We start from the raw sequence: 21917 nt of genomic DNA, 5'->3' as shown, positions 1-21917 counted from the left end.
TCACCATCAAAGACAACCCTTCATCGCACATGCTCCGGGTATCCCCGGCGGCAATCACGCGCGCGGCAGGCCGCTATGATGGGTAACCAAGCCCTCAAAACCTCGGTTTGGTGGTTTGGTTGAGCGGATTCCCGGCTAGCAGTTCCAGTGCTGAGATCTCTCTCGCTTGCGGTCCAGAACGTTCGCTGAGACCCTTAAAGAAAAGGGCCGATTTGTGGTCGGCCCTCTGAACTCTTTCATATTGTTTTCGTTACCCACTGCCGCCCGGCGGCCTTAAGCAGCTTGTGCTTCCACCCGGGCATAACGCTCTTCAAGGAGTGCAAACAGCCGGTCGTGATCCACCTCCGTCATCACCAGGCAGTTTGGTGCGCGGCCAGCGAGCTCCCGCGGGGTGACGCTGACGACACTCTGTCCGATCGCGAGCGGCGAGTTGCAATCAACCTCCACGAAACCTTCGACGCCGGAAAAGATCTCCGGCTCGATGAGATAGGCAATGACGCAGGGATCGTGCAGGCAAGGATCGCCAGCGCCGTAGGCGGTTAGCATGTCGGCGATGGTGCCGCTGATCTTGCCGAGACGTTTCAGGCGTTCTGTGCGCTCTTTGGTGATGATCGCCTTGTGGGTGACGTCGAGTCCGAACATGACCATTGGGATGCCGGAAGCCACCACCGCCTGCGCCGCATGCGGGTCAAAGTAGAAATTGAACTCCGCACGTTCCTTAATGTTGCCCGGGCAGAAGGCGGCACCGCCCATGAAGACGATGCGCTTGATCATCGGCGCGATGCCGGGATCGATCGAAAGGGCGACGGCGATATTGGTCATGGGGCCGAGCACAGCGAGAGTCACCTCCCCCGGCGCGGCTCGTACCTGATCGATGATGAATTGGACAGCGGTACGTTCGGCGGGTGCCGAAGTCGGCCTCGGCAGGCCAATGTCGCCCAAGCCGTCAGCGCCATGGACGGTAACACCGGCGCGGTCGGGATAAAGCAGCGGGCGGCCGCAGCCTTGGAGGACGTGGATATCCGTCCGGTTAGCGAGTTCGCAGATCAGCCGTGCATTGGCCTCGGTCTTTTCGAGCGGGATGTTACCTGCGACTGCGGTGATGCCGAGTATCTCGACCTCGCTCGACCCGAAGGCGAGCATGAGAGCCGCGGCATCGTCAACGCCAGGATCACAATCAATGATAATACGTTCGGTCATTCAACGATCTTTCGTGTAAGGGATACCACCGGCTTTGGGTGGGATTGCGCGGCCCATGAAACCGGCGAGAAGAACTACGGTGAGCAGGTACGGGAGAGACTGGACGATCTGCGTCGAGAGCGCCGCCCCCAGTCCGAAATCGAACGCTTGGAAGCGGATCGAGAGAGCTTCAAGGAAGCCGAAAAGAAGGCAGGCGAAGAGGACGGGAACAGGACGCCATTTGGCGAAGATCAATGCCGCCAGCGCCATGTATCCCTTGCCAGCAGACATTTCCCGGACGAACCCTGCCGACTGCGCGACCGACAGATAGGCTCCGGCAATACCGCAGAGAACAGCGCCGCAGAGCAATGCCCGATAACGGAGCCAATCGACGGAGATACCGGCGGTATCAACCGCAGCCGGGTTTTCCCCGACGGCGCGCAGGCGCAGTCCGAACCGTGTTTGCTGGAATACCCACCACGTGATCGGCACCGCCGCAAAGGCGACGTAAAGCAGGATGTTGTAGCCGGAAATCAGGTCGGCATAGATCGGTCCGATTACCGGAACCGACCGCATCTCCTCAACGAAGGGAAGCACCACCGTCGGGAAGCGCGCCTCCGGCTGGAGTTGCGGGGTTCTGCCGCCCATTGCGAACCAGCCAACGGCCAGAAGCACCGTGAGACCTGACGATATGAAGTTGATCGCCACCCCGGAAATGATCTGGTTTCCCTGGTGCGTCACGGAGGCGAAGCCGTGGATGAGGCTGAGGAGAACGGCCACAAGTATCGCGAAGAACAATCCGACCCAGGCGGAATCGAACTGATAGGCAGCGGCTGCCGCAGCGAAGGCGGCAAACAGCATCTTGCCCTCAAGGCCGATGTCCCACAGTCCAGACCGTTCGGAAAAGAGACCCGCCAACCCGCAGAGGATGAGCGGTACCGACAAGCGGAGGGTCGAGCTGAGCAGAAGAATGACTGTAGATAGGAACTCTTGCATGGCTCAGACCTCCGGTTTCGAGACGCGGAAGAGATCGACCAGCGAATAGACTGATTTCCGGAACATCAGGCTGAGCGCGCCTGCGAAGAGGATGACCAATCCCTGGATGAGCATAATCAGTTCGCGTGTAATGTTCGGCATCCAGAAGGAGATTTCCGCTCCGCCCTGATAGAGGACGCCAAAGAGAACGGACGCAATTGCGATCCCGACAGGATGGCCACGCCCCATGAGGGCGACCGCAACTCCGACCAGTCCAATACCGGCCGGGAAATCGAGCTGGAGCTTGCCCAGATCACCCATAAGAATGTTGACGCCAGCCAGACCCGCAAGAGCGCCAGAGATCAGCATGCAAACGATGGTGATCTTGACGTAGCTGATCCCGGCATTGCGTGCGGCGGCGGGGTTGGCCCCTGTCGACCTGATTTCGAAACCGAGCTTTGTCTTCCAGATGAGGACCCAGACGAAGACCGCGGCAGCGATGGCGAGGAACAGGCTGACGTTCAGTGGTGCCGTCCCAATGTTGACCGGTAGGATTTCTCCCAGCTTCGGCACGAGACCACCCTTATCGAAAAGGCGGGTCTGCGGGGCCATGCTGCCCGGTTCCTTGATCAGGTTTACCAGCACATAGATCATAATGGACGAGGCAATGAAGTTGAACATGATCGTCGTGATGACGAGATGGCTGCCCCGCTTGGCCTGGAGATAGGCCGGAATGAAAGCCCAGGCTGCGCCAAACAGCATGCCTGCCGCGGCGGCCGGTACCAGCGTGACGTACCAAGGGACGAAGCGGTCGAGCGACAGGCAGACGAGTGCGATACCAAGGCCGCCGAGATAAGCCTGCCCCTCCGCGCCGATCGTGAACAGACCGGCGTGAGACGCAACTGCCACTGCCAGCCCTGTGAACAGAAAGCTGGTGGCGAAGTAGAGGGTGAAGCCTATTCCCTCGCCTGATCCCAGCGAACCGCTGATCAGATAGCCCACCGCTTCAAGCGGATTCTGACCGACGAAAAGGACCACCAGTCCTGAAATCAGCAGGGCGACGGCAACGTTCATGAGTGGCAGGACCGCGAAATCGACGATCCGCCTTATATTGAGAAAGCTGGCCACCTTAGCCTCTCCCTTGATCTTGTTCCGCAATGCCAGCCATGAGCAGGCCGAGCTCGCGCTCGGATGCGTCCGGGCTCGCCTCCCCCACGATCGCCCCATCGAACATGACGAGGATGCGGTCGGAGAGCGCTCTGATCTCGTCAAGTTCGACCGAGACGAGAAGGATTGCCTTGTTCTGGTCGCGCAGTTCGATCAGCCTTCGATGGATGAATTCAATGGCCCCGATGTCGACGCCGCGCGTTGGCTGGCCGACGAGCAGTACGGCCGGATCGTGTTCGATCTCGCGCGCCAACACGATCTTTTGCTGGTTCCCGCCCGAGAAGAGCGAAGTGCGCAGATCGGCGTTCGGCGGCCGGATGTCGTAGTCGGAAATGTACGCCTGGGCATATTGCTGAAGCTTCGAGCGCTTCAGCATCGGGCTTGTTCCGAATTCCGGACGCCGATGATAACCGAGGCTGGCATTTTCTCGCAGCGGGAACGACAGGATGAGGCCGATTGCGTGCCTGTCTTCAGGCACATGGGCCACGCCCGCCTCTCGACGCTTGAACGGGTCGGCGGCAATCTCCGCGTCGTTCAGAAGAACTGTACCGGATTCCGGAACGCAGTTTCCGGCCAGCGCTTCGAGAAGTTCCGTTTGGCCGTTACCGGCCACACCTGCGATACCAACGATTTCTCCAGCGCGAACAGAGAAAGAAACGTCTTTGACCATACGCACACCGCGCTGGTCGCGAACGTTCAGGCCTCTGATATCGAAAACGACCTCTCCTGGCTTCGATGGTGACTTGTCGACGCGCAACAGAACACGTCGGCCGACCATGAGTTCTGCAAGGCTCTCCTTCGTCATCGAGGAGGTCGGGGCGGTCGCGATCAACTCGCCACGCCGCATGACCGAGACCGTATCTGTCGCGTCCATGATCTCACGCAGCTTGTGGGTGATCAGGATAACGCTCTTACCTTCGTCCCGAAGACGCCGAAGGATGCGGAACAGGTGGTCGGCCTCGCTTGGCGTCAAAACACCGGTCGGCTCATCAAGAATGAGAATTCGCGCCTGGCGATAGAGAGCCTTGAGGATTTCGACGCGCTGCTGAACCCCGACCGGCAGGTTTTCAGTGATTGCCTCGAGGTCGACCTGCAGTTCGTATTCCTTGGCAAGACGTTGCAGTTCGAGACGTGCCTTACGCCGACTGGAGGGAAGGAAAGCCCCCTCTTCTGCACCGAGGATGATGTTTTCCAGAACGGTGAAATTCTCGACCAACTTGAAATGCTGGTGAACCATGCCGATGCCGTGAGCGATCGCTGCGCGACTATCAGGAATTCCGACCTCTCTGCCGTCGACCCGGATAGCGCCGGTGTCGGCTTGATAGAAGCCGTAAAGAATCGACATCAGGGTCGATTTTCCAGCACCGTTCTCACCAACGATGCCGTGAATGCTGCCCGCCTTGACTGCGAGGTTCACATCCTTGTTCGCAACAACCGAACCGAAACTCTTGTTGATGCCGGTAAGCTCCAACACGTTCTTCGCGGAGCTGATTTCTGCTTGCATGGCCTCCTCCAGGTAAGGCTCCGATTGGGCGAGCGCTACTGCGCCCGCCCCACGGTCACTTATAGGGGGCACTTGTCGTCCGACATGTAGTCGTGGACTTCGAGAGTACCTGCGGAGATCTCTTGCTTCGCCTTCGCGGCGGCCGCCTCGACTTCCGGGCTGATCAGGCTGCGATTGTTTTCGTCGAGTGCCCAGTCGACGCCATTTTCAGCCAGGCCCAGCGATTGCACGCCGCCGGTGAATCTGCCTTCCTTCGCATCCTTCAAGGCGTTGTAGACGGCAACGTCGACGCGTTTGACCATGGAGGTCAGCATGACGCCCGGATGCATGTAGTTCTGGTTGGAGTCGACACCGATCGCGAACTTGCCGGTGTCAGCTACTTTCTGCAGGACGCCGATGCCCGTGCCGCCAGCCGCGGCGAAGATCACGTCCGCTCCCTGGCCCATCTGGGAGGCAGCAATCTCGCCTCCCTTGACCGGGTCATTGAAGGCGGAATTCGTCGTGCCCGTCATGTTACGTATGATGTTCGTCGCGCCGCCCGCAGCCGCGCCCTGCGCATAACCGCATCCGAACTTGCGGATGATCGGGATATCCATGCCACCGATGAAGCCAACGGCCTTGCTCTTTGACGAAAGCGCGGCAATCAAGCCAACGACGTAGGAGCCCTGCTCTTCCTTGAAGGTCACGGACCGGACATTGGGAAGATCGACCACGTCATCGAGCATAACGAAGTCGATATCGGGGAATTCCTTGGCGACCTTGGCCAGTTGATCCTTGTAACCGAAGTTCGTAACGATCACGGGGCTGAAGCCACGGCTTGCGAAGTTGCGGATGCCCTGCTCCGCCTGGGAGTCAGCCTGTGCCTCAAAATCGCGATACTCAGATCCGGTGTCCGCCTTGAACTTTTCAGCGCCGGTGTAAGCCATTTCGTTGAACGACTTATCGAACTTGCCGCTCGTTCCGTAGACGATCGCCGGATTGAAGTCGGCCGCCGTCGCGCTGGCAGCCATGGCCATCAGTGCAACCGTTGCCATCAGATATTTCCGCATTGTCATTCCCCTCCCTGGATACCGGAACGCCCGCTCCGGCTCGACCGGTTTAATGTCTATACAAATGCCAATCCAAATTTCCGTTGTCAATCATGAATCGGCCATTTTCGCGTTAGTTAAACGTGTACCTAAGCGCAGGTAAACGTGTAACTGTGCAGAAACGGCTTCGTCAAGCGTCATCATAGGGATCGCTAAAAAACGTGATCGAGGACCAAACCCGGCGCAGCTTTGGCCCGTGCGAATGAGTAGCGGATGGGCTTCTTATGCGCTCAATAGGCAGACCGACGCCCCGCCGCCGGTTTCATGCTAGGTCGTGGTGCGACTAACGACCGTCGGGGTAATGGTGACTGCCGTGAGGGTGCGATCGGCGTCATCGAGGAAGTCGATGAGGGCATCGGTCGCGACGCGGCCCGAATGAGCAATGCGCCTGTCAACTGTGGAAAGTGGGTGCTCCAGCAGTGGGGAGAGGTAGATGTTGTCGAAGCCGATGACGGCACAGTCTTCCGGCACGCGCTTGCCGCGCTCCCGCAGGGCCACCATCGCCCCGATCGCCAGCATGTCATTCATGCAGCAGATCGCCGAAAACGACGTGTGATCGAGCAAGTCCAGCGTCGCCTGGTGGCCGAACCGGTGCTGAAACTCCTTGCACCGTATTAGATCCGGATCGAAAGCGATGCCCGCCTCGCTAAGGGCATCCTTGTATCCCGAAAGACGGATCTGGGTGTTCGACCGATGCGGCGCGCCACTTAGGAACGCGATACGGGTATGTCCCTTTTCAATGAGATGCCTCGTCGCCTGATATGCGCCGCTTCGATAATCCGTATCGACGATACCGACGAGTTGCGCCAGGGGACCGATCTCCCGGTCCATACACACGACGGGAATACGCAAGGCGTCGAGAAGCTCCGTGTCGGGAACGACGTCGCTGGCTGCGAGCAGTATCCCGTCCACGCGATGACCGCCGAAGGAGGTCAGATGCGCCGTCTCAATCTCGGCTATCCCCTCAGAGTTGCAGACGAGCGTCGTATAGCCGCGCAGACGGGCGGCATCGTCGCAAGACCTCACCAATTCTGTGAAATAAGGATTGAGGATATCGGGCACGATAATGCCGATGACATGGGACTTCCGCGTGACGAGCGAGCGCGCCAGGGAGTTCGGCGTGTAGTTCAGTTCACGTGCGAGCGACAGAACCTTCTGGCGCGTCTCATCGCCGATCACCGAATCCTTTCGATTCAGGACCTTCGAAACCGTAGCAGTGGAGACCCCGGCTCTCCTCGCTATGTCCTTAATTGTGGCTGCCACGCGTTCTCACCGCCTAATGCCGATGCTGCTACCGACACATTTATTCTTCCTCGTCTAGCGTGCAAACAGCGTGAATGTCCACCTGCCTGTCGACCGCAAATTAGGAGCTGCGGCACCGATCGATGCCCAATGAGCTACTTTCAGCGCCCTTTTTGTAAGCTGCACTGGGAAACCACGTCGGTGCCCGCCACTGCTGAAAATGGGTCTTCGTGCGCGTTAAAACTGACAACCGTCAGTTCTGGGAGTAGACACAGGGACCTTCGAACCTCATTTTCCGCCCCCGCTCGCGACTTTGCACCGAAGGAGACCATCATGCCTAATCCCAAGGCCCCAAACGAAATCGACGTGACCGTCGGCCGCAACGTCCGGCAGATCCGAAACATGCTCGGCATGTCGCAGGAAACGCTGGGCGAGAAGCTCGGGCTGACATTTCAGCAGGTTCAGAAATACGAGAAGGGCATCAACCGAATCTCGGCAAGCAAGCTGGTCGCCATGTCCCAGGCGCTCGATTGTAGCATTGCACAGCTCTTCGCTGACGTGGATGCGAGCACCAACACAGTACCCGTTCCGACGGTCAGCGTAGCGGCTCTCAAGTTGGCGGGCCAGTTCGACAAGATCGCTTCTGCCTCCCAGCGTGACGCCGTAGCCAAGCTGGTCACATCACTGGCACGTCTCGACGCAACGCAATCCCCGCTAACAGACGAATGATAGCCACCACCCCGTCGGTTATCTGAGGCGACGAAGCCTCCGAGATCGTTGTGTCGTCGGCAGTTCGCCTGAAGGCGCAAGGGACAGGAATGGCAATCCACTAAGATTTGCCGGTAGCTCACTAGAGAATTCCACTAACACTAGTGACGATCGCTAGGGAGTTCCGCTGGACTACCCAACCGTTGAAGCGCCAGAATGTCGTGCCCATCGAGGGTCGTGCTCTGGCCATCATGAGCCCTGGACGGAAATCCCGCGCGGCTCAACGTGGAGGCCGCTGTCTCCGTATTTGCTTGTCCTACTCTCGAATTGCTCACCAACGGTGCTGGAATGCCGGAGCGCCGATCCAGCCCCTGATGGAGGCAGCGGGTCAAACCGGTGTTCGTATGAGGCGCGCGAATTGGGAACGCCGCAACTGCTAACGTGCACCCCCTCACAAACTAAATCGTAACAAGAACTACTCTAACTACGGAGCCTAGGGGGACTAAAATGGCGGATCAGATGTGGAAGACAGTTGCGGAGCTCTTAGATGGGGAATGTTTCGCGTGAGATAAAGATGGTTCTTGGCGGTCTCATAGCGATCGAACACTACCCGTCTCCGCCCACTGCAGATGTTTCCAGCTATCTCGAAGAAGTTCTCCGTCTTGGTCAACATTCGAGGGCCTCTACCACCAATCACGTCACCTTTAGCATCCTAGCCGAAATGGTTGGCCGGACTACGCTGCTCGGAGCGTTGCGGCCGAAGTCAATGCAACGAAGGCCGTTGGCTCTTTCGCCGGGTCTCGCGGCCAGCTTCGAAGATGCATTTTCCATCCGAAGGCGAACGGGGGGAAAAGATGAGTTCATTGGCGCTCGTCACGTCCTTGTCGCGATTGCTACTGCTCGGCATCCCGCCATCACCCGAGAGGTTGGGATGGCAATGGGGTCGATTGGCTCCGTCGACGTTGCGCCGTTGGTTATGGCCTACGCCAGAATAGTTCTTGCAGCACCTGAAGCGAACGAAAGCCTGCCTGCGTGGGCACAAATATTCAGGGAGCGGGGCTTCCAAGCGGCCGCATCGTTGCTCTCCGTCCAGGCGTCCGGCAACCTCGTGGGACTAGTGCCGCGTTCGGATGGTGCTGCCGGGTCGCCGCCGCCTGATGACGCGACAGCCACGCAAAACTTGACCCAAGGTCAAACCGTCGGGGTAGCCCTCTTCGAGCATCAACCCGACGCTATTCCACCGACCATCGCAGCGACCGGCTCGAGCGCAGCGGTTCTCGCATTTGTCAAATGTGCCGGAAGCAGGCGAGCACGGGTCAACACACCGCGACGGGGGATGGGGAGGCGCAGACGGCGGGGCGCCATGCCCTGCCGAAACGCCCGTCGACCTGCAAGGCCCTTTGCTGCGCGCCTCGGTCACCAGCGCATATTGAATCCGATCTTGAGGTTGGGAAAAAGGTGGCCGCCGCGTGGACGCGTGGCGCTGACGGCCGACACGATAGCGAAGGTGAGCAAGACCAGCACCATGCCGGTCGCCACAAGGCGCATGGCAATGGCAACCGGTTGCCGCTTCTTCTGCGTTGCCTGCACCTTCATCCGCGACCCTATCCTTCGGTGTCACCTTCATGCGCAGCCAGACGAAATCTCTGGCGTCACCGTCCGCTGGACGCAGAGCGCCAAGAGCGTCGGTCCGCATCGACGAGGGGGCCTGCAAACTCGGTTGGCCCCGCTAGGCGCTTGGCTGTTCAAGCCGCCTCGAGAATCATGCTTAAGGTATGACGCAACGTCCGGCTCAAGCGATATTTTGCGCTGTCGCGCATTGGCGCATGGCCAACGTCAGCGCCGTGCCGGGACGCTGAACAGGGCACACTTATTCTGGGTACCGATCGCCAATATCCGGAAGTTTGCGCCCGCGGGCAATCAAAGCAGATGAAGGTGTTCGGCAAGCTCACGGGCAGCCGCGCCGCCTGCCCGGTTTGCACCGATGGTGGACGCAGACGGGCCATAGCCGACAAGATGAATTCTCGGGTCCTTCGCCACCTGTGTCGCAAGCCGGCCGGTCATCAGGATGCCGCCATCGGCATTGCGCAGTTGAAGCGGTGCCAGGTGATCGAGCGCGCTTCGAAAGCCGGTGCTCCAAAGAATGACGTCGAAGGCCTGCTCGCGGCCGTCCGGCCAGCGCACACCATGCTCGGTTAGCTCGGCAAACATCGGCTGACGATCAAGCGCACCGCGTGCGCGGGCGGCCAGGATCGCCGGCGTCACCGGAATACCGGTGACGGAAACGACCGAGCCCGGTGGCAGACCGCGGCGGACACGGTCCTCGACCATGGCGACAGCCGCGCGCCCGACCTCGGGCGTGAAAGGTGCGTCACGGAAGGCCGGTTCCTCGCGCGTGACCCATGTGGTCGACGTCACCTGCGATATTTCATCCAAAAGCTGGATCGCCGAGATGCCGCCGCCGACGACCAGCACGCGCTGGCCGGCGAACGCATCGGCAGTCTGATAGTCCTTCGTGTGCAGTTGTCGACCCTTGAACAAATCCGATCCCGGATAGCGCGGAATGTAGGGGGATTCCCAGGTTCCGGTGGCGTTGATGATGCCGCGTGCGGCATAGACGCCGGCGTCGGTCTCGACCCTGAAACGTTCGCCCCTGTCGCAAACGACCTTGACGGCGACCGGCCGGCGGACCGGAAGGTCGAATGCCTTCTCGTAGGCGCCGTAATACTGCGGAACCGCAACGGCGGCGTGAACCTCACCCTTGCTGGTGTCGACAGCATCGGCAAACTTCATGCCGGGCAGATCGTGAATACCGTTGACGGTGCTGAGCGTCAGCGACGGCCAGCGGAACTGCCAGGCGCCGCCCGGCTGCGGCGATCGGTCGACCACGACGTATTGCATCTGCGGTGACAGCCCGAGCCGGCTCAAATGGTAGGCCGAAGACAGGCCCGCCTGACCGGCGCCAATGACGACGATGTCGATCTTGCGGGCGACGCGGGCATGCGCCTCTGCCTCGTCGGTCGGCGCAACGGTATCCTGGATATCTGTCATCGCGCAGTCAGGCCCGAGAACCGACCAACCCTTGAAAAACCATTCACAGCAATCGCCTTCAGCCGATCGCCGCCGCAAAGATCGCGGCTAGTTGTTCGATGCCGGCCTGGTCGTCCCGGTCGAAGCGCGCAGGCTCTGGGCTGTCGAGGTCGATTACGCCGATCACCCGGCCATCGCGCCTGACAGGAACCACGAGTTCGGAGCGCGATGCCGCATCGCAGGCGATATGGCCCGGGAATGCGTGCACGTCTTCCACGAGGATCGATCGCCCTTCCTTCACCACCGTGCCGCAGACGCCGCGGCCGACGGGAATGCGCACGCAGGCGGGCTTGCCCTGGAACGGCCCGAGGACCAGTTCGTCATCGGTGTCGAGGAAGTAGAAGCCGGCCCAATTGAGATCGGGCATCGTCTGGAACATCAGCGCCGAGGTGTTGGCGGCGTTGGCGATCATGTTGGGCTCACCGTGCAGCAGGGCTTCGAGTTGCTGCGCCAGTTCCCGGTAGAATTCGCTCTTGTTGCCTGTGTCGATTACGGCAGCCTGGAACATGATCTATCACTCTCTCAAAGCATGGACCGGCAATGTAGTGTCGCAAGCAAGGTTTGCCAATTGCGGCGCATGCGCGCCGCCGACCTCGCATGCACCTACGGCTCCTGCGAAGCGGCAATTTGCCTTTTCAGGCAATCGATCATCGCCTGCGCCGCAATCGACAGCGGCACGCCGGCGGCGGTCGCGACGCCGAAATCCTGCGTCAGGTGCGGCGAAAAGCTTCTGATCTCGATCGGCAGGTGCCGATGCAGGTTGGCGAAAAAGCTGCTGATGATTGCCACCCCGAGATCGTGAGCGGCATAGGCGCAGGCCGAGCTGTTGCTGTGCGTCTCGATCCTGACCTTCTGCGGCACGCCGGCCTTTCGAAAGATTTCGTCGAGCATGACCCGGGTCGGCCGGCGACGACCGATCAAGATCAGCGGGATACCCCTCAGCTCCTTCGGGGTGACATGGTCGAGTGCCGTCAGCGGATGGTTCTTCGCCATGACGCAGACGCTGACGCCGCCCGCCACCGGCTGCATTTCGAGGCTGGCGCTCAATTGCCCCTCGTAGCGCAGGAAGCCGAAATCGATGACGCGCTGCTCCACCAGGCGGGCAATTGCCACCGTCGTATCGAAGAAGGTTTCGACGCGAACACCCGGAAAGTCCTTGGCGTAGTCGGCCAGCATTGCGGGGGCGAAGCTTTCCGACATGCTATTCGGCAGCCCGATGCGCACGACCTCGGGGCCGACGGCGCCGCTGCGAAGATCCTGGGCGAGATTGGTGAAACGATCGATCCCGAGCAGGATATGCTCGGCGTCCTCGGACAGCTTCAGCGCCTCCGGCGTCGGGATCAGCCGGCCCTTGTCGCGCGCAAACAAGGTCAGCGACAGATCCTCCTCCAGTTGCTGAAGCAGGCGGCTGACACCGGACTGGCTGAGCCCCATGGTCTTTGCCGCCGCAATCGTGGAACCGGTGGCAAGCAACGTGCGCAGCACTTCCAATTGTCGAAAATTCATGCCGACCCCACCATCCCCGTCGCCGTCTTCGCTTTTGTGTTTACGAAAAGGCGGAGAAACTAGGAAGCAGATTTCGGCGGCATCGGTTTTCCGGCGGACGCAGCGGTTCGCCGAGACGCCGCCGAGCGGGTCTGCTGTTCTGTCGAGGAGGATAAGGATCGATACGAATGCCGAAGAGCGCTGCCGCTCTCCGGCCTGTTTGGAATGCTCCGGCGATCAGACGTCGACGTGCAGAGATGGCTTGAAACGTTCGGCAAAGACCTCGATCGAGCCGCGGCCATAGCGACGCAACTGCCGCTTGGTCAGAACGGACATGACGCGCGCCGCCGTCGAAAACGTCATTTCATCGAGCGGACCGTCACCACTCCAGGGTTTGGTCAGACCGTCGGTGACGATGCCGATCATGTTTGCCGGCATGATGTCGGTGCAAGGTTTCATCCGGTCGAAAACGTGCCTGATCGGCAGCACCTTGCCTTCGAACGAAACCACGGGTTCAGGCATCCCCTCGCCCCAATCATCATAGGCCTCAAGGGCATCTCTGAAGAGATTTTGCAGGATGATGGAGGCGTGCCCTTCGTGAAGAGCGGGCAGCAAATTCGTCATTTGTGTCTCCTTCAGTGGTTAAGGCCGGGAAACGCGAATGGCCAATACTGTCAGCATGTATTTGTCATCGTGCCGTGTGGCCGGTACTTTGACGACCACACAATCGGTAGACTGCGGGCCATGGCGAAATGCAAAAGTGCGGCAATGGTTCCGAGCAACCGCCGATTTTTTCGGCTTTTCTCGCGGGGCGGCATTCGGATGAAACGCACTCCGCAAGGATCGGCAGCCATTTCGTGCCTCTTGTTCCGCTACCGGCTTGAAAATGCCGACCATTCGTCAAAGCATGAGGAACGAAAAACTAATATCGATATATTCCATAGAATAGACGATCTTACCTGACGACGCCAGATAATTCACAGATATGCGCCACTATCGACATGGAGCAATCACATGGGGACGATCTCGCAGCTTTCCGAGAAAACAAAGCTCTCGGCACACCGGATCACAAGCGAGGAAGAGGCGCTGGAGATCGCCCGGGACCTCGCGGGCGAATTTGCCAAACGCTCAAACGAGCGGGATACCGACCGGATCCTGCCCTTCGAGGAACTCGACACCCTCGCTCAATCAGGGCTGCTCGCCATCACCGTGCCATCCGACTATGACGGCATCGACGTTTCCAATGCGGTACTGGCTGAAATCATCGCCATCCTGTCGGCGGCCGACAGTTCGATCGGCCAGATCCCGCAGAATCATTTCTATATTCTCGAGGCGCTGCGCACCGACGGCACGGAGGAACAGAAGAAGTTCTTCTTCGGTCGCGCGCTCGCCGGCGACCGCTTCGGCAACGCGCTTTCCGAGAAGGACACGAAGACCGTCGGCGACTATGCGACCCGCCTGACGCCTGACGGTCTCGGACACCGCCTCAATGGCCGCAAGTTCTATTCGACCGGGGTGCTCTTCGCCGAATGGGTCGTCGTGTTCGCGCTCGATCCGGACGAGAAACTCACGATGTCCTTCGTGCCGCGCGGTGCGGAAGGACTGCAGGTGATCGACGACTGGGACGGTTTCGGCCAGCGCACCACGGGCAGCGGCACCACGGTGCTGCAGAACGTCTACGTGACGGCCGACGCCGTCGTGCGTCATCACCGCGGCTTCGAGCGGCCGACGACGATCGGTTCGGTCGGCCAGATCATCCATGCCGGCATCGATCTCGGCATCGCGCGCGCCGCCTTTGCCGAAACGCTCGACTTCGTGCGCAACCGCGCTCGCCCCTGGATGGACAGCGGCGTCGAGCGGGCGGCGGACGACCCGTTGACGATCGCCCGCATCGGACAGCTCGCGATCCGCCTCGAGGCGGCGACCGCCATTGTCGAGCGCGCCGGCAAGAAGGTCGATATCGCCCAGATCAACGGCACCGAGGAAAGCGTCATCGAGGCAACGTTGGCTGTCGCCGCCGCTAAGGTCCTGACGACGGAAATCGCACTCGAAGCCAGCAACACCTTGTTCGAGCTCGCAGGGACGTCGTCGACCCGCATAGGCCTCAATCTCGACCGGCACTGGCGCAATGCCCGCACCCACACGCTGCACGATCCCGTGCGCTGGAAATATCACGTCGTCGGCAACTACCACCTGAACGGCGTGACGCCGCCGAAGAACGGTGCGCTCTGACACCGCAACGGGACGACACCATTGCTTTGAGATCCGCCAATCCTAGGCCAAACGAAAAGGACCGCCCGGAAAGCCCGGGCGGTCCTTTTCGTTTGGCAAAGTGCGATGTTTGCATTCCGGCCGCACTGCTTTCGATCAACTATAGAGACTGACCTGCGGGATACGGTCGTTCAGCGTAAAGTCGCCAACCTCGCGTGCCTTGTAGAAGACCGGGTCGTGCAGGGTGTGGGTGCGGACGTTGCGCCAATATCGGTCGAAACCATAATGGGCCGCGGTGGCGCGCGCACCCATCAATTCGAAGACCTTCGCAGTCACATCGAGCGCAACATGGGTGGCATTGACTTTGGCGGCATAGGCTTCGATCGCGGCGTCCCCACGTTCACGCTCGGTCACGGACCTGCCCTTCGACAGCGCGGCTTCGACTGCACTGGCCGCCACATCAGCCAGAGCCACGGACGCCTTCAAAGCGGCCTGCAATTCGCCGACACGTTCGAGAATGTAGGGGTCCTCGCTGGCGCGTGACACACCTGACGTGATCCAGGGGCGCGTCGTCGTTCTGATGTAATCGAGTGCCGCAGCCAGCGCCCCTTCTGCCGTGCCGAGATAGAAGTTGACGAAGACCAGCTGGATCAGCGGCGTGTTGAACGTCGCTTGCACCTGAGGCGGATCGAACGGTTCGGCAAGCGGCAGAATGAAATCGCGCTCGTAAACCGGAAAATCGCGGAACTCGACGCTGCCGCTATCGGAAAGCCGCTGGCCGATATTGTCCCAGTCGTCATGGGCGACATACCCAGGACGATCCGTCGGCACGACGAAATTGGCGATCTTGCCCTCGAGCGTCGCGTTGACGTTGATGCGATCGGAAACATGCGCGCCGGTCGAGAACGTCTTGCGGCCGTTGAGCACATAATGGCCGCCGCGCCGTTCGAGCACAAGCCCGGGATCCCGCGGGTTGACGGCAGCACCCCAGTAGAGTTGCCGCTCGACGGTCTCGGCGCCGAGCACCCAGGCCTGCCTCGCATCGGCAGCCGCCCAGTAGACATACTGGCTGTTGACATAGTGATAGCCGAGCAGCTGGCCGATAGAGCTTTCGCCACGCGAGATGATCCGGACAAGACGCAACCCATCAAGCCAGCTCAAGCCAGCTCCGCCGATTTCTGGAGCGTGCAGTGCCGACAGCAGCCCGGCTTGGCGTAGCGCTTCGATTTCGTCGCGCGGCGGCAAACCCAGGCGGTCAAGCTCGGCGCCACGCTGCGCAAACTGGCCCGAAAGCTCGGTCGCCTTCGCAAACAGATGCTGGCGCTTTTCTTCCTGTTCAGTATTGGCCGGTTCGGGTTCCCGGAGGAAATGCACGTTGCTCATTCGCCTCTCTCCATTGATTGAAGCGAAATAGTGCATTTATTCTATAGACAATGACAGCAAATGATTTTCAACTCAGGACGACGAACCGGAAAGTCCTACCCTTGACGACCTTTGCGACGACCGCTGACCTCGACAAGGATCAGCCGACTTCCGCGTCCCTGAGCGCGACGATCTCGTTGCCATTGTCGTTGGCGGCAAACTGTTCAAGCGTCATGTTGTCGAGGATAGACGCCACCGCATCGCGCACGTCGCTCATCGATTTGCGCACGTGACAGTTGACCGGGTCGGAACAGTCGTCACAGGCTTCGAACGCGGTGCGGCTCGCACAACGGATCGGTGCCAGCGGACCGTCCAGCGTACGGATCACCTGGCCGATGCGGATATCGGACGCCGGCCTCGAAAGCGAATAGCCGCCGCCAGGGCCCTTTTTCGAGCGCAGGATTCCGGCATTACGCAGCTCGAGCAGGATCGCGTCGAGGAACTTCTTCGGTATATTGTTGCGGGTGGCGATTTCAGTGATGAAGGCGGTCTCGCCAGGCTCCAGTTGAGCCAGGTCGACAAGAGCCTTCAGCCCGTATTTACCCTTCTTGGTCAACATTGCACTTCGCTTTCCTGAACGCAAAGGCCGCCACAAGTCCGTTCCGCACCGACGTTGGTATCACCGGAGGCAACAGGTTGTGACGGCCGCACTGTTTCACTTAAGATGCCATACACCCAAACCGGGTCACTCTCAAGAAATTACGTAAGTTTCTGCATAGATTTTGTGAATTTTATTGTCGAATTCAAGGCAGCTCAGCAAAGATTTGCTCCAAGGCCAGCTGTTTCTTCAAGAGCCGCAGATGCAAGGCCGTCAAAAAAGCTTCGCGGGGATCCAATCGGCGGTAACTGCGTCAATGGCGCTGAAAGCGGGAACTTTCGCCGCCAGATCCTCGATCGTCTTTACGCCAGCCTGACGCAACGCTTCCTGGGTTAACAGGGCCGGCTTGACCAGGATCTGTTTCGGCACATCTTGACCGGCGATCTTGAGGGCGACGGCACGGATCGAGACGGCGCCGACAACGGCCGGGTTGGTGGCAACCGTCGCCACCCAGGGGCTACCGTCTTCGACGATCTCCTGGATATCGGCGGTCGAAACATCGGCCGAATAGATCTTCAATTTGTCGGCGATGCCAAGATCGGCGGCGGCGAGCTTCACGCCGCGGGCGAATTCGTCGTAGGGCGCGAAGACGACGGATATATCCGGGTTGGCGGTGAAGGCGGCCTTCGCCTGATCCGCCGTGCTCGTTGCCGTGGTGTCGCTGACATTGCCGAAGCGGGCTTTCTCGACCACATCGGGATTGTCGGCCTTGAACTTGTCCCAGACCTCGTTGCGGCGATCGAGCGGCGCGAAGCCGGCGACATAGACGTACCCGGCCTTGAAGCTTGTGCCGTTATCCTTGACCGCCTGCTCCAGGGCCAGTCGCGCCAGCTCATGATCGCTCTGCTCCACCTGCGGAACGGAAGGATTGTTCAGATTGACGTCGAAAGCCACCACTTTCACGCCGGCATCGACCGCCTGCTGCACGACATCGCCGAGCGATTCCGGCAGCCCGTGATCGACGACGATACCCTGAACGCCGAGATTGATCGCCTGCTGCACCTGCTCGCGCTGCTCCGCCGCATTCTGCTTACCGGGGAACACACGCAGGTCGATGCCCAGCGCCTTGGCCTGCGCCTCGGCGCCAGCCTGATAGGCCTGGAAGAAATCACCCGAAGAGATGTAGGAGATGAGCGCCACCTTCACCCCGCCCTTGTCGAAGGGCGCCGGCGCGCCCTCCAGCCCGGCGGCCGAAGCACCGCCCGCAAACCCCAAAGCCATAAGCGCGGTCGTCGCGCGTTTCAAACCGTACCGCATTGTCGATCTCCTGTTGATCTCAACCCTTGCGGCTGACCATCAGCCGTCGATGCCATGGTATAATCTACAATTTTTATGTACAATAAAGACATTCCAATCCCGGAGGCGGCGGAGGAACGCCTTGCTCACAACCGCCGGTCTGGCGGCAGAAGTTGCGCGGCGGGCCGCCGAAGATGAAATGGCTGAGGAACGCCTTCGGATGAATATTCCGATTATTGCGCAAGCCAGGGATATTTTTGCGATATATTAGCGGATGTTTGGCACCGACTTTCATTCGTTGCGCTGTCTTTCTCTACCGAAAATGCATATTTTTCGACCTTGATTGCCGCGCAGTGACGAATTGGTTTAGCAATGCCCCTCCTCCGCATCGACGGACTTGCCCACGCTTTCGGGCCAACGAAAGCGCTTGCCGGAGCCTCTCTTGAGATCCGCTCCGGCGAAATCGTCGCTCTCATGGGTGCAAACGGCGCCGGCAAATCGACCCTCGTCAACGTGCTCGCGGGAACGCTGGCAGCCGACCACGGAACGATGACGCTCGCGGGCCGACCTTATGCTCCCCGTTCACCGGCCGAGGCAACGGATGCCGGCGTGGTCACCGTCCACCAGTCGACCGAGCGCGTCGGAGCGCCGGGGCTATCCGTCGCCGACGCACTGCTGCTGCATGCGTATGCCGACGGTTCGGCCCCCTTCTTCCTCAGCCGTTCCGCTGTTCGCCGCAAGGCCGCGGCCATGCTTGAGAACGCCGGGTTCGCACTGCCGCTGGACCGGGACTTTGCCGAGCTGACGGCAGCCGATCGTCAGCTCGTCGCCATTGCCCGCGCCCTGTCGCGCCAAGCGTCTCTGCTGATCTTGGATGAGCCGACAGCGAGCATTTCGGGACGAGAGTCCGAGCGGCTCTACACGATCCTCAGGCGCCTCCGTGACGACGGCCTGGCGATCCTGTTCATCTCGCACCGCATTGCCGACCTCAATGCCCTTGCCGACCGCGCCGTCGTCATGCGCGGCGGCACGGTTGTTGGAGAATTCGCCCGACCCATCGACTTCGATCGCGCCGTCGAGACGATGATTGGCCGACCCTTGCGCGCCGCCCGGCCGGATGCGCGTTCCTTTCAGGGCGCGCCGGTGCTGGAGTTGGCCGGTGTCCAGCTCGTGGCCGGCAGCACTCCGTTCGACCTCAAACTTCATCCCGGCGAAGTGGTCGCCGTCACAGGTGTGCTCGGCGCCGGCAAGAGCCGTTTGCTTCAAACGATCTTCGGCATGCGCCACCTTGCCGCCGGCACGATGCGGCTCGATGGCAAAGCCTATATTCCGGCCACACCCGCCGATGCGATCAAGGCGGGTATCTTCATGGCCGGCGAAGATCGCCACCGCTCCTCGCTGATGCCGGCCGATTGGCCCGGTAGCAATCTGGCGCCGACGATCAGCCTGCCTCATCTGCCGAAGTGGTATCCGCTCGGCTTCCTGCTAGGTTCGCGCGAAAGGTATGAGGCGCAACGCGCCATCGACACACTCGGCATCAAGGCAAGTGGCCCCGAAGCGCCGATGACTTCGCTTTCCGGCGGCAATCAGCAAAAGGTGATCCTCGGCCGCTGGAATGCCGAACCGAGCCGCGTGCTTTTGCTCGACGAGCCGTTCCAGGGCGTCGATGTCGGCGCCCGTCACGACATCATCACCGCGATCCGCGCCAACACCGAACGCGCCACCCTGATCGCCACCTCGGACCCGGAAGAGGCGCTGGAAGTCGCCGACCGGATTCTGATCATCGACCATCACACATTGACGCCGGCCCATCATGCGGAGCTTCCGGCTGAAGCAATCGAGGCCTGAGCGGATGACGATCATCAACAGCGAAAACCAAAGCCCGCTCAGCGAGCGTATCAGCGCCGCCGTCCGCGCCAGCGCCGTGTTCATCTTGCTCATCGTCATGGTCACCGGCTTCGCGCTCGCGCAGCCCGCCTATATCAACGTCACCAACCTGATGAGCATCCTGCAGGCCGTGTCCGTCGTCGCCATCCTCGGTGCCGGCGTTACGATCACCCTTGCCGTCGGCGGCTTCGACCTGTCGATCGGGGCCGTCGCCGCATCGAGTGTCATGGCCGCCAGCTATTCGATGATCGTCTGGGGCCTCGGCGTCTACGAAACGGTGCCGCTGGTGCTCCTGTTCGGCGCGCTCGTCGGCCTCGTCAACGCCTTCCTGATCGTGCGCCTGCGCGTACCCGACCTGCTGGCGACACTGGCGATGATGTTTCTCCTGACCGGCCTGCAACTGATCCCGACAGCCGGGCGCTCGATTTCGGCCGGGCTGATCCTTCCCGACGGCTCCACGGCAACGGGTGCCTACGATCCGGCATTCCTGCTGATCGGACGCTCTAGCTTCTTCGGCGTCGTGCCCGCCCCCGTCGTCATCATGGCGCTTGTCGCCATCGTCCTGTTCGTGCTGACGGAGCGCACCAGGCTCGGCCGCCTGCTGTTTGCCACCGGCGGCAACGAGCTGGCAACCCGGCTTGCCGGTGCCTCGGTGCCTCGCCTGAAGACGCTGGCCTATGTGCTTTCGGGCACGCTCGCCTCGCTCGGCGGCATCATCGTCGCGGCCCGGGTCGGTCGCGGCGACGTCTCGTCAGGCGCCTCGTTGCTGATGGATTCAGTGGCCGCCGCGCTGATCGGCTTTGCCGTCCTCGGCCTGCGCTGTCCCAACGTCTTCGGCACCATTGTCGGCGCCGTCTTCGTCGGGCTCCTGCTCAACGGCCTGACCATGCTGAACGCCCCCTATTACACCCAGGACTTCGTCAAGGGTGCCGTGCTCGTCGGCGCGCTCGCGCTTACCTACGGCCTCGGCCGCAGCCAGGCGCGCTGACCATCCCTTCAAACAGAGTGAGGATATTGACCATGAAACATCTGACGCGCACGCTTCTCGGTGGCCTCGTTGCCGCTTCGCTGGTGGCGAGCACCGCCTTTTCCGCCGGAATCGACGGCGCGCCTGCGCCGTTCGACAAGGGTGACGTCGACATTGCCGTCGTCAGCTTCCTCGGCGGCGGCGACTGGCTGCAGGCCTTCGAGGCCGGCGTCAAGCGCCAGGCGGACGCGCTGCACGTCAACCTGACGGTCTCGCAGGCACGCAACGACAACGACACCCAGCGCAGCCTCATCGAGCAGGCGATCAACCTCGGCGTCGATGGCATCATCATCAACAATGGCCGTCCGGAGGTGCTTAAGGACGTGGCGCAGAAAGCGCTCGACGCCGGCATCAAGGTCGTCGCCTATGACGTCAACCTCGACAACCCTCAGATCCCGCAGATCGAGCAGAGCGACAAGGACATGGCCCGCCTGGTTCTGGAGCAGGCCGTCAAGGACAAGGGTGACGGCTTCGTCGGTGGCGCCGTCTATGTCGCCGGCTTCGCGCCGCTCGACCGTCGCTACGCGGTCTGGAAAGACTTCGTCGCCAAGCACAACCTGACGGAAAAGGCCAACTGGGGCGTCGTCAACGACACGGTTCCGGCTTCCGTCGCCGACCAGACAAAGGCCGTGCTGACCGCAAACCCGGATATTTCCGTCATTTTCACCCCCTGGGACGAGTTCGCCAAGGGCGTGAAGCTCGCGATCGACGAACTGGGTGTTGCCAGCAAGGTGAAGATCTACGGCGTCGACATCTCGACCGCAGATATCCAGCTGATGAACGAGCCCGACAGCGCCTGGCAGGCAACGGCTGCCACCAACGCCGCCGTCGTCGGCGAAGTCTCGGTGCGCGCCGTTTCGCTTGCGATTGCCGGCCAGTTCCCCGGGACCTCGGTGCTACTGCAGCCGACCCTCGTCACCCATGACGATCTTGCCAAGGGCGAGATCAAGACGGTCGAGGACCTGCAGGAGAAATTTCCGGCCTTCCGCAAGAGCGATGCCGCGACCGCCGAGTGGATCCCCTCGGCCACCAACTGATCGCGAATGACAGAGAGGCGCCGCGCCCATCTGCGCGGCGCTTTTTTCCAAAGACTGAGAC

The 21917-nt window shown here is 60.9% G+C and carries 20 protein-coding genes; 6 read left to right on the top strand and 14 right to left on the bottom strand.

The window, feature by feature from the left end:
* Positions 1-273: 273 nt before the first annotated feature.
* The 6 genes from LPJGGPFB_RS20690 to LPJGGPFB_RS20665 form a co-directional block, all read right to left on the bottom strand.
* Complete coding sequence (locus LPJGGPFB_RS20690; RefSeq protein ID WP_173421794.1) at positions 274-1200, bottom strand: nucleoside hydrolase; 927 nt, start codon at positions 1198-1200, stop codon at positions 274-276.
* Positions 1201-2175: an ABC transporter permease gene (locus LPJGGPFB_RS20685; RefSeq protein ID WP_173421793.1), complete on the bottom strand. Its 975-nt coding sequence runs from the start codon at positions 2173-2175 to the stop codon at positions 1201-1203. It lies immediately after the preceding gene.
* Between the two features lie 3 nt (positions 2176-2178).
* On the bottom strand, positions 2179-3228 hold the full coding sequence (locus tag LPJGGPFB_RS20680; protein ID WP_234902995.1) for an ABC transporter permease: 1050 nt from the start codon (positions 3226-3228) through the stop codon (positions 2179-2181).
* 55 nt (positions 3229-3283) lie between these two features.
* Positions 3284-4825 (bottom strand): ABC transporter ATP-binding protein, encoded by a 1542-nt coding sequence (locus tag LPJGGPFB_RS20675; protein ID WP_173421791.1) that lies wholly within the window; start codon positions 4823-4825, stop codon positions 3284-3286.
* 59 nt (positions 4826-4884) lie between these two features.
* Positions 4885-5874, bottom strand: coding sequence for a BMP family lipoprotein (locus LPJGGPFB_RS20670; protein ID WP_173421790.1), 990 nt, complete (start codon positions 5872-5874; stop codon positions 4885-4887).
* Between the two features lie 306 nt (positions 5875-6180).
* Positions 6181-7176, bottom strand: a complete 996-nt coding sequence (locus LPJGGPFB_RS20665; protein ID WP_173421789.1) for a LacI family DNA-binding transcriptional regulator — start codon at positions 7174-7176, stop codon at positions 6181-6183.
* A 312-nt stretch (positions 7177-7488) separates the two neighbouring features.
* On the opposite strand from LPJGGPFB_RS20665, the gene LPJGGPFB_RS20660 reads away from it, so the two are divergent.
* Positions 7489-7884: a helix-turn-helix domain-containing protein gene (locus tag LPJGGPFB_RS20660; protein WP_173421788.1), complete on the top strand. Its 396-nt coding sequence runs from the start codon at positions 7489-7491 to the stop codon at positions 7882-7884.
* A gap of 1395 nt (positions 7885-9279) precedes the next feature.
* On the opposite strand, the gene LPJGGPFB_RS20655 is transcribed toward LPJGGPFB_RS20660, so the two are convergent.
* From LPJGGPFB_RS20655 to LPJGGPFB_RS20635, 5 genes are all read right to left on the bottom strand, one after another.
* A complete protein-coding gene (locus LPJGGPFB_RS20655; protein WP_173421787.1) occupies positions 9280-9459 on the bottom strand; it encodes a hypothetical protein in 180 nt (59 codons plus the stop codon).
* Positions 9460-9783: 324 nt separating this feature from the next.
* A complete protein-coding gene (locus LPJGGPFB_RS20650) occupies positions 9784-10914 on the bottom strand; it encodes an FAD-dependent oxidoreductase (protein ID WP_173421786.1) in 1131 nt (376 codons plus the stop codon).
* A 58-nt stretch (positions 10915-10972) separates the two neighbouring features.
* Positions 10973-11461: a GAF domain-containing protein gene (locus LPJGGPFB_RS20645; protein WP_173421785.1), complete on the bottom strand. Its 489-nt coding sequence runs from the start codon at positions 11459-11461 to the stop codon at positions 10973-10975.
* A 95-nt stretch (positions 11462-11556) separates the two neighbouring features.
* Positions 11557-12459, bottom strand: coding sequence for a LysR family transcriptional regulator (locus LPJGGPFB_RS20640; RefSeq protein ID WP_173421784.1), 903 nt, complete (start codon positions 12457-12459; stop codon positions 11557-11559).
* A gap of 216 nt (positions 12460-12675) precedes the next feature.
* The gene (locus tag LPJGGPFB_RS20635; RefSeq protein WP_173421783.1) at positions 12676-13062 is read right to left on the bottom strand and encodes a BRA0787 family protein; all 387 of its coding nucleotides are present in this window, start codon (positions 13060-13062) and stop codon (positions 12676-12678) included.
* A 390-nt stretch (positions 13063-13452) separates the two neighbouring features.
* On the opposite strand from LPJGGPFB_RS20635, the gene LPJGGPFB_RS20630 reads away from it, so the two are divergent.
* Entirely contained in the window at positions 13453-14670 is a 1218-nt protein-coding gene (locus LPJGGPFB_RS20630) for an SfnB family sulfur acquisition oxidoreductase (RefSeq protein ID WP_173421782.1), read from the top strand.
* Between the two features lie 135 nt (positions 14671-14805).
* On the opposite strand, the gene LPJGGPFB_RS20625 is transcribed toward LPJGGPFB_RS20630, so the two are convergent.
* The 3 genes from LPJGGPFB_RS20625 to LPJGGPFB_RS20615 form a co-directional block, all read right to left on the bottom strand.
* Positions 14806-16032 carry an acyl-CoA dehydrogenase family protein gene (locus LPJGGPFB_RS20625; protein ID WP_173421781.1) on the bottom strand — a complete coding sequence of 409 codons (1227 nt, stop codon included), beginning with the start codon at positions 16030-16032 and terminating at the stop codon, positions 14806-14808.
* Between the two features lie 139 nt (positions 16033-16171).
* On the bottom strand, positions 16172-16630 hold the full coding sequence (locus LPJGGPFB_RS20620) for an RrF2 family transcriptional regulator (protein ID WP_173421780.1): 459 nt from the start codon (positions 16628-16630) through the stop codon (positions 16172-16174).
* A gap of 252 nt (positions 16631-16882) precedes the next feature.
* Complete coding sequence (locus tag LPJGGPFB_RS20615; RefSeq protein WP_173421779.1) at positions 16883-17926, bottom strand: substrate-binding domain-containing protein; 1044 nt, start codon at positions 17924-17926, stop codon at positions 16883-16885.
* Positions 17927-18047: 121 nt separating this feature from the next.
* Between LPJGGPFB_RS20615 and LPJGGPFB_RS33505 the strand changes: the two genes are divergently transcribed.
* The 4 genes from LPJGGPFB_RS33505 to LPJGGPFB_RS20600 all read left to right on the top strand — a co-directional run bounded on the left by LPJGGPFB_RS33505 (position 18048) and on the right by LPJGGPFB_RS20600 (position 21856).
* The gene (locus tag LPJGGPFB_RS33505) at positions 18048-18176 is read left to right on the top strand and encodes a hypothetical protein (RefSeq protein ID WP_282438138.1); all 129 of its coding nucleotides are present in this window, start codon (positions 18048-18050) and stop codon (positions 18174-18176) included.
* A 101-nt stretch (positions 18177-18277) separates the two neighbouring features.
* Entirely contained in the window at positions 18278-19753 is a 1476-nt protein-coding gene (locus LPJGGPFB_RS20610; protein ID WP_173421778.1) for a sugar ABC transporter ATP-binding protein, read from the top strand.
* 4 nt (positions 19754-19757) lie between these two features.
* Complete coding sequence (locus LPJGGPFB_RS20605) at positions 19758-20780, top strand: ABC transporter permease (protein ID WP_234902947.1); 1023 nt, start codon at positions 19758-19760, stop codon at positions 20778-20780.
* A gap of 32 nt (positions 20781-20812) precedes the next feature.
* Positions 20813-21856, top strand: coding sequence for a substrate-binding domain-containing protein (locus LPJGGPFB_RS20600; RefSeq protein WP_173421776.1), 1044 nt, complete (start codon positions 20813-20815; stop codon positions 21854-21856).
* Positions 21857-21917 lie beyond the last annotated feature (61 nt).

This window comes from Ensifer adhaerens, assembly GCF_013283195.1.
Classification (GTDB): Bacteria; Pseudomonadota; Alphaproteobacteria; order Rhizobiales; family Rhizobiaceae; genus Ensifer; species Ensifer adhaerens_G.
The sequence above is the reverse complement of the archived record's forward strand: the minus strand, read 5'-3'. Positions and strand labels throughout refer to the sequence as shown.

Excerpts from the sequence above, each read along its gene's own strand:
- LPJGGPFB_RS20680 (WP_234902995.1), bottom strand. The coding sequence starts at position 3,228 with ATGAACGTTGCCGTCGCCCTGCTGATTTCAGGACTGGTGGTCCTTTTC.
- LPJGGPFB_RS20605 (WP_234902947.1), top strand. The coding sequence starts at position 19,758 with ATGACGATCATCAACAGCGAAAACCAAAGCCCGCTCAGCGAGCGTATC.
- LPJGGPFB_RS20600 (WP_173421776.1), top strand. The coding sequence starts at position 20,813 with ATGAAACATCTGACGCGCACGCTTCTCGGTGGCCTCGTTGCCGCTTCG.
- LPJGGPFB_RS20615 (WP_173421779.1), bottom strand. The coding sequence starts at position 17,926 with ATGCGGTACGGTTTGAAACGCGCGACGACCGCGCTTATGGCTTTGGGG.
- LPJGGPFB_RS20690 (WP_173421794.1), bottom strand. The coding sequence starts at position 1,200 with ATGACCGAACGTATTATCATTGATTGTGATCCTGGCGTTGACGATGCC.
- LPJGGPFB_RS20610 (WP_173421778.1), top strand. The coding sequence starts at position 18,278 with ATGCCCCTCCTCCGCATCGACGGACTTGCCCACGCTTTCGGGCCAACG.
- LPJGGPFB_RS20625 (WP_173421781.1), bottom strand. The coding sequence starts at position 16,032 with ATGAGCAACGTGCATTTCCTCCGGGAACCCGAACCGGCCAATACTGAA.
- LPJGGPFB_RS20640 (WP_173421784.1), bottom strand. The coding sequence starts at position 12,459 with ATGAATTTTCGACAATTGGAAGTGCTGCGCACGTTGCTTGCCACCGGT.
- LPJGGPFB_RS20655 (WP_173421787.1), bottom strand. The coding sequence starts at position 9,459 with ATGAAGGTGCAGGCAACGCAGAAGAAGCGGCAACCGGTTGCCATTGCC.
- LPJGGPFB_RS20685 (WP_173421793.1), bottom strand. The coding sequence starts at position 2,175 with ATGCAAGAGTTCCTATCTACAGTCATTCTTCTGCTCAGCTCGACCCTC.
- LPJGGPFB_RS20645 (WP_173421785.1), bottom strand. The coding sequence starts at position 11,461 with ATGTTCCAGGCTGCCGTAATCGACACAGGCAACAAGAGCGAATTCTAC.
- LPJGGPFB_RS20635 (WP_173421783.1), bottom strand. The coding sequence starts at position 13,062 with ATGACGAATTTGCTGCCCGCTCTTCACGAAGGGCACGCCTCCATCATC.
- LPJGGPFB_RS20630 (WP_173421782.1), top strand. The coding sequence starts at position 13,453 with ATGGGGACGATCTCGCAGCTTTCCGAGAAAACAAAGCTCTCGGCACAC.
- LPJGGPFB_RS20650 (WP_173421786.1), bottom strand. The coding sequence starts at position 10,914 with ATGACAGATATCCAGGATACCGTTGCGCCGACCGACGAGGCAGAGGCG.
- LPJGGPFB_RS20620 (WP_173421780.1), bottom strand. The coding sequence starts at position 16,630 with ATGTTGACCAAGAAGGGTAAATACGGGCTGAAGGCTCTTGTCGACCTG.
- LPJGGPFB_RS20675 (WP_173421791.1), bottom strand. The coding sequence starts at position 4,825 with ATGCAAGCAGAAATCAGCTCCGCGAAGAACGTGTTGGAGCTTACCGGC.
- LPJGGPFB_RS20660 (WP_173421788.1), top strand. The coding sequence starts at position 7,489 with ATGCCTAATCCCAAGGCCCCAAACGAAATCGACGTGACCGTCGGCCGC.
- LPJGGPFB_RS20670 (WP_173421790.1), bottom strand. The coding sequence starts at position 5,874 with ATGCGGAAATATCTGATGGCAACGGTTGCACTGATGGCCATGGCTGCC.